Here is a 5,860-nt window from a genome sequence, read left to right on the forward strand (position 1 = left end):
CCTCAACTGCCAGCTTGGAACGGCTACTTCACGACCGTCACCGGGACGATCAGCTCCTTCAGGGAGGTCAGCGACCCGGAGCCTTCGTACGGCAGCGTCGCCTGGACGGACAGCGGCATCGTGCCGGGCCCGTCCATCGGGTCGAGGGCCATCCGGTACGTCACCCTCTTGGTCTCCCCCGGTGCGAGCGAGAACCAGGCCTGCTGGTCCACCTTCGCGTAGTCCATACCGCCGCCCATCGAGAGCAGGATCTCCCTCCAGGCGCCGCCGTCCTGGCGCTCCAGCTTGCCCTTGTTCATCATGACCATCTCGCTCGGCGGCGTCCCGGCGTACTCCTTCGTGTAGACCAGCGGCTGGAGCTTGTCGTAGGTCTTCTGGCCGGTGTTCCGGTACGTCACCGTGAAGGTCACCGGGGTGCCGTTGGTGGACACCTTCTGCCCGGCGCCGATGCCGCCGTCGACCGTGATCGCGATGTCCTTCGCGCCCTTGTCGGACGCGGTCAGGGACGGTGACTTGTGGCCGCTCACGTCCAGGCTGTTGACGATCGCCGTCAGGCCCGACTGGTAGTCGCTCTTGAGCCCGTTCGCCACCACGAAGACCTGGTCCAGGCCCATCCCCCACAGCTGGGCGGTGAAGGTGTCCCCGGGCTTGCAGGTGACGTTCCACTGGGTCTTGTCGATCGTCTTGCCGGCCACGGTGGACTTGGTCCGCACGGGTGCGCCGACCGAGGAGTAGCCGTTGTCCGGGAAGTAGGGCCGGCCCCAGATCGGGCAGTTCGGCTGGTGGCCCCAGCCGCTGTCGGCGACCAGGTCGTCCGTCGTCGGCCAGGCGCCGCCCTCGAGTTCGTCCGGGGAGTTGTAGGCCACGACCAGGACGCCGTACGGCTCGCACCTGGCCGGCGCCCAGCCCTGCTGCGGCTCCGTCGGCGCGCCCGGACTCAGGACGCAGACCCGGTCGGCCGAGACCGGCACGGCCTTCCAGCCCGCCGGGACCTTGAACTTGACGCCCCGCAGGCTGGACGAAGTCGCCGGGCCGCTCGCGGTGCCGGGGGCGGAGGTCGCGGTGGTCGGGACGCCGTCGGCGAGCGGGACCTCCGTCTCGGCCTCGCTGGTGGGCGTGCCCGGATCGGTGGGGGCGGCCGTCGGGCTGGGGTCGCCGGTCGGCTCGGGCGTCGGGCTCGGCGAGGTGGTCAGGGTGGCGGCCGGGGGCGGGACCTCGTCCTGGGCGACCGGCTCGCCGTGGAAGGTGAGCACGCCGAGCGCCATGGCGGCGGCCAGGCCGAGCGGCACGGTGACGGCGTACACCGGGCGCAGCCGGCGGATCCGGTTCTTCGGGGGAGCGGCCGGGCGCAGGCTGGCGGCCGTGACGAGGGAGGCCCGGGCCGTCATCGCCTCGCGGAGCAGCCGTTCCGTCGGTGTCTCGGCCGGCCCGTCGCCGTCGCCGCCGGTGCGGCGGGGGAGCTTGTCGGTCATCGAACCTTCTCCAGGTGCTTTTCCAAGGCGTCCAGAGCGCGGCTGGCGGTGGACTTCACGGCACCCCGGGACAGTCCCAGGGTCTCGGCTATCTGCGCCTCCGACAGGTCGGACCAGTAGCGCAGCACCAGCACCTCACGCTGGCGGGGAGTCAACTCCTGCAGGGCCACCAGCACCCGGCGGTGCTCGTCGTTGAGCACCGCGTGGTCCTCGGCGGACGGGGCGTCGGCCACGTGCGGCGGCACGTACTCGCGGGCGGTCTTGCGGCGGCGCAGCATCGAGCGGGCGCCGTTGACCACCGAGGTGCGCAGGTAGCCGAGCGCGTTGTCGAGGTCGTCCAGCTCCTCGCCGTAGCGCTGGTAGAGCTGGGTGAAGGCGTCCTGGACGACGTCCTCGGCCAGGTCCTGGTGGTCGACCAGCATGACCGCCATCCGGACCAGGCCGAGCCGGTGGGCGTGGTACAGGTCGGTCAGGGTGGGCCGGTCCTCGGCGGGCTTGCGACCGCCGCGCAGCAGCCGGAAACCGGAGCGGCGCTGCTTCGCCTCCTGCTCGGTGGCGGCGCCGGCGAGCGGCTCGCCGGCCTCCTGCGCGCCGAACAGCGCGGCGACGACTCCACGGATGGAGAAGCCCCGCCCCCCTGCCTGCGCGGCGGTCGGCCCGATGGCCATGGACATGCGCGTTTCCGCTTTCCCCCGGGACGGTGACGGCGGCCGCCGTTCCGTCAGGTCACCTGATCAAGATCGTGATCGGGGGGATCATCCCAGCCGCCCTCTGCCGGGTTCCCTCCGCCCCCGTATCAAAGGACGTGTGACGGGGGTGAAGGTTGCAGGCGGGTTCGAAGAAAATTCCGAAGGGGTCGGGACGGCTACACTCACCGGCATTCCGCCACCCGTGAGCAGGGGGTTCGCATGGCCGAGCAGCACGCCGAGGACCGGACCGGTGCCGCCCCGCGGCCGGTGCCCGTCGCCATCGGCCGGCGCCCGGAGCCCGTGCACGACGTCGCGGTGTACGCCTTCCCGGGCATGGCGCCGTTCGAACTCGGCGTGGTGGTCGAGGTGTTCGGACTGGCGCGGCCCGAGCTGGCCGGGCTGCTGACGGCGCCCTGGTACGGGCTGAAGGTCTGCGCCGACCGGCCCGGGACGCCGCTGGAGGCGGTGAGCGGCTTCGCGCTGACCGCCCGGCACGGGCTGGACGAGCTGGCCGCGGCCGACACGGTGGTGGTCCCCGGGGTGCCGAACCCGTTCGGCGGCGTCTCCCCCGACCTGGTCGAGGCGCTGCGCACCGCGCACGGGCGCGGCGCCCGGATCGTGTCGATCTGCTCGGGCGCCTTCGCACCGGCCGCCGCCGGACTGCTGGACGGCCGGGAGGCGACCACCCACTGGCGGTACGCCGAGCTGCTCCAGCAGCGGTACCCGGCGGTGCGGGTCAACCCGGACGTGCTGTACGTGGACAACGGCGACGTGCTGACCAGCGCGGGCAGCGCGGCCGGCATCGACCTCTGCCTGCACCTGGTCCGCCGGGACCACGGCGCCAAGGTGGCCAACGCGGTGGCCCGCCGCTTCGTGGTGGCGCCGCACCGGGACGGCGGGCAGGCCCAGTTCGTCGAGGCGGCGGTCCGCCCGGTCGAGGAGGAGGACGACGGGATCGCCCGCAGCATGCGGTGGGCGCTGGACCACCTGTCGTCCCCGCTGACCATCTCGCAGCTGGCCCGCGCCGCCCGGATGTCGGACCGCTCGTACCTGCGGCACTTCACCGCCCGCACCGGGACCAGCCCGATGCGCTGGGTCGTCACCCAGCGCATCGCGACCAGTCTGGCGCTGCTGGAGTCGCCGGAGGGGACGGTGGAGGAGATCGCCGCGGCGGTCGGCTTCGAGAGCGCCGCGACCTTCCGCCACCACTTCGGCCGGGTGATGCGCACCTCGCCGACCGCCTACCGGCGCTCCTTCGGGCGCGGGGTGGCCTGAGCGCGCGGTCTACTGCCCCTCGCGCTCCTCCGCGCGCTTCTCCTCGGCCTTCTCCGCGGTCCTCTCCCCGGCCTTCTCCGCGGACTTCCCCTCGCGCCGGTCCGCGTTGGCGACGATCGCGTCGTGCAGCCACTGGGCCAGGCCCGGCGCGATCTTCTCGTAGGTGTCGGTCCAGCGCGGGTCCGAGACGTACAGGCAGGCCAGGCCGCGGTGGATGGTGTACGTGCAGTCGTAGAAGTTCTGGCGGATGTGCTGCCGGTGCTCCTCCGCGAGGCCGGTGGCCACCGCGCCGTCGGCGGGCTCGCCGGCGGTGACCGCCCCGGCCAGGCGCTCGTTGAGCGCGGTCATCTCGGCCTGGATGCGCTGCCAGTCGGCCTTGGAGTAGCCGCCGGTGCGGCGCTGCGACTCGGCCCAGGCCGCGGTGTCGCCCCAGCGCTGCTCGGCCTCCTGCTCCCAGTCCTCCTGGTAGCCCTCGCCGAAGATCTCGAACTTCTCCTCCGGGGTCAGCTGAATGCCCATTCTCCGTGCCTCCATGGCGTGTTCGACGGCTGAGGCGAGCTCCTGGAGGTGACCGATCCGGTCGGTGAGCAACCGGTGCTGCCGCCGGAGGTGCTCGGTCGGGCTGACCGAGTCGTCGTCCAGGATCGCCGCGATCTCGTCCAGGGGGAACCCGAGCTCCCGGTAGAAGAGGACCTGCTGCAGCCGGTCGAGGTCGGCGTCCACGTACCGGCGGTAGCCGGACCGGGTCCGGCCGGCCGGGGACAGCAGGCCGATCTCGTCGTAGTGGTGCAGGGTGCGGACGGTCACCTTGGCGATCTTCGCCACGGCGCCGACCGAGTAGCCCTCACTGGTCATCGGGGTTCCTCCCTGGTGCTGACCACCACCCTCGGCTCTCACGTCGCGTGAGGGTCAAGCCGTGGACGGGGACGGGCCCCTGCCGTCAGACCCCGGCGCCGGCCAGCGCCCGCTCGCGCCGCCGGCCGCCCCGACCGCCCCGGCGGCCGGTGCCGCCGCTCCCGCCGTCGCCCGGTGCGCCGGGCCGCTGCCGCCGGGACCGCTGGGTGGGCCAGAACAGCACGTACCCGGCGGAGACCACCACGAAGGCGAGCCGGACGAAGCCGCGGGCCGCGTCGGACGGGAGCAACAGCGTGCCGCCGTACAGCGCGGCCAGCGCGATCCAGCTCCACCACGGGACGAGCCGCTTCTGCCCGACGGCGTCCCAGAGCAGGGTGCCGAGCAGGATCGAGGCCGTGTAGTACGTGTAGACGCTCGGGTCGAGCAGGATGCGGGCGTCCGCGCCCAGCAGCACCACGGCCGGCCAGCGGCCGCGCCAGACGGCGACGCAGCCGAGCCCGATGCCGAGCGCGAACTGGGTCGGCCGGTCCCACCAGGGGGTGGCCGGGTCGGTGACCCCGAACCAGCGCAGCGCGGAGGCGGGCTGGTTCGGGATGGTGAACTTGGCGGCCGCCATGGTGTCCAGGTTGCCCAGGTAGAACGGCAGCCAGGCGATCGCCACCAGGGCGCAGAACCAGAGCGCGGTGCGCAGCCAGGCGGGCCGGGGCAGCGCCAGGATCAGCGGGGCGAAGGCGATCGCCCAGGGCTTGGAGTCCACCGCCAGCGCCAGGAAGACCGCGACCTGGACGGGCTTGCCGCGGGCCAGGGCGTGCGCGGCGAGGGTGGTGAAGAACAGCGCGAGGACGTCGTCCAGGTGCGCGAAGCGGACCGAGACCTCGACCCACATCGGGATGAACGCCAGCCCGGCGATCAGCAGCCGCTGCTGCAGCCGCCGGTGGTTGGTCCCGGTGCCGAGGTAGTACAGGGCCGCGGTGCGGCCGACCACGACCAGCATCACCAGGCCCAGCCCGGCGCTCACCGCCTCGGCGATCAGCTCGCCGGTGTGCGGTGCGAACGGGGCGGTGAGCCGGGCCGCGGCCAGGCTGACCGGGCCGATCTGGAGCTCCGGGTGGTGGGCGTAGAGCGACAGGCCGCCGTCGGGCTGGCCGCTGAAGAGCAACTGCTCGCCCTGGCGCAGGTAGTGCCAGGAGAAGCCGCCGCTGGGCTCGACCAGGAGGAACCAGAGCACCGTCCAGGCGGTCAGCAGGACGTGGTGCCTCCGGAGCGGCAGCCCGGCTATCCGCCCGGTCGTCGCCTCGTAGTCGGTGGTGGTCCGTGCCGTGCGTGCTACCCGCACCTGTCCTCTCCCCGCCGTTCCGCCCCCCTCCGGCCGGACATCCTATGTGACGGAGGAGAACCGTCCGGACCGCCCGCGGGACGGCCCTGGTCGGCCCCCGGAACGGCCCGTGGCGCCCCCGGGTGACGGCGCGGGGGGCGGGGGGGGGGGCCCGGGGGGGTTCCGGTAAGGGGGGGTGGGGGGGGGGCGGCGCCGGGGGGGGGGCGCGCGGCAGCGCGCGGGGCCGCACCCCA

At 73.5% G+C, this 5,860-nt stretch carries 5 protein-coding genes; 1 reads left to right on the plus strand and 4 read right to left on the minus strand.

Translation table 11 applies throughout. The annotated features are described in order from the left end of the window. Positions 1-23: 23 nt before the first annotated feature. Together ACFRQN_RS36055 and ACFRQN_RS36060 are read right to left on the minus strand one after the other, a co-directional pair. Positions 24-1,472: a hypothetical protein gene (locus tag ACFRQN_RS36055; protein ID WP_380744742.1), complete on the minus strand. Its 1,449-nt coding sequence runs from the start codon at positions 1,470-1,472 to the stop codon at positions 24-26. Next, a complete protein-coding gene (locus ACFRQN_RS36060; protein ID WP_241852808.1) occupies positions 1,469-2,146 on the minus strand; it encodes an RNA polymerase sigma factor in 678 nt (225 codons plus the stop codon). The genes ACFRQN_RS36055 and ACFRQN_RS36060 overlap by 4 nt, the downstream gene beginning before the upstream one ends. Before the next feature lie 234 nt (positions 2,147-2,380). Between ACFRQN_RS36060 and ACFRQN_RS36065 the strand changes: the two genes are divergently transcribed. Further along, entirely contained in the window at positions 2,381-3,436 is a 1,056-nt protein-coding gene (locus ACFRQN_RS36065) for a helix-turn-helix domain-containing protein (protein ID WP_380744744.1), read from the plus strand. A 9-nt stretch (positions 3,437-3,445) separates the two neighbouring features. Here the strand turns inward: ACFRQN_RS36065 and ACFRQN_RS36070 are convergent, their stop codons facing one another. Then, a complete protein-coding gene (locus ACFRQN_RS36070; RefSeq protein WP_380744746.1) occupies positions 3,446-4,291 on the minus strand; it encodes a MerR family transcriptional regulator in 846 nt (281 codons plus the stop codon). An 85-nt stretch (positions 4,292-4,376) separates the two neighbouring features. Beyond that, positions 4,377-5,627: a hypothetical protein gene (locus tag ACFRQN_RS36075; RefSeq protein ID WP_375875080.1), complete on the minus strand. Its 1,251-nt coding sequence runs from the start codon at positions 5,625-5,627 to the stop codon at positions 4,377-4,379. Positions 5,628-5,860: the final 233 nt, after the last annotated feature.

It is taken from the genome of Kitasatospora sp. NPDC056800 (assembly GCF_042789775.1).
Taxonomy (GTDB): domain Bacteria; phylum Actinomycetota; class Actinomycetes; order Streptomycetales; family Streptomycetaceae; genus Kitasatospora.

What these genes read in the sequence shown, in the direction of transcription:
- ACFRQN_RS36065 (WP_380744744.1), top strand. Translation starts at nt 2,381, where the DNA reads ATGGCCGAGCAGCACGCCGAGGACCGGACCGGTGCCGCCCCGCGGCCG.
- ACFRQN_RS36070 (WP_380744746.1), bottom strand. Translation starts at nt 4,291, where the DNA reads ATGACCAGTGAGGGCTACTCGGTCGGCGCCGTGGCGAAGATCGCCAAG.
- ACFRQN_RS36060 (WP_241852808.1), bottom strand. Translation starts at nt 2,146, where the DNA reads ATGTCCATGGCCATCGGGCCGACCGCCGCGCAGGCAGGGGGGCGGGGC.
- ACFRQN_RS36055 (WP_380744742.1), bottom strand. Translation starts at nt 1,472, where the DNA reads ATGACCGACAAGCTCCCCCGCCGCACCGGCGGCGACGGCGACGGGCCG.